Here is a 453-nt window from a genome sequence, read left to right on the forward strand (position 1 = left end):
CGGCGCTACCACCATGCCGCGGGTCACGAACGAGCCGCTGGCGATCGTCGCGCCGATGTCGCGCGGATTGTGCACGACGTCGGCGAGCTTGTTGATGTCCTTGCGCGTGAGGCCGTATTCCTGCCACGCATTGAGCACGCCGGCGTCGGAAACGACCAGGTGCGATTCCCAGCCGCCCAGCGCGCGCAGCTGCTGCAGGATGCGCATGCCGTAAATCGAGCCCGTGGCCCCGGTGATGGCGACGATCAGGCGCTGCGTCATGCGCGCCTCACCTTGCTGCGTTGGATGATCATTGCGCCTCGGCTTCCTTTTTCCAGCGGAACAGGTGGTTTTCGAGCGGCCGCAGCACGCCCATCTCGAGCGCAGTCATCATCGCGATCAGCGTGATGGTCCACGCGAATACCTGGTCTGTCTGGATCAGGTCGGCGGCCTGGCGCAGCCGGTAGCCCACAC

The 453-nt window shown here is 65.6% G+C and carries 1 protein-coding gene; it reads right to left on the bottom strand.

Annotated elements, in window-relative coordinates; genetic code table 11:
- Positions 1–261, bottom strand: a 261-nt coding sequence (locus I6F37_RS39620) for a flavoprotein (protein WP_276573808.1), incomplete at its 3' end; no start/stop codon positions are given.
- Positions 262–453 lie beyond the last annotated feature (192 nt).

This window comes from Bradyrhizobium sp. NBAIM08 (genome assembly GCF_020193935.1).
Taxonomy (GTDB): domain Bacteria; phylum Pseudomonadota; class Alphaproteobacteria; order Rhizobiales; family Xanthobacteraceae; genus Bradyrhizobium; species Bradyrhizobium yuanmingense.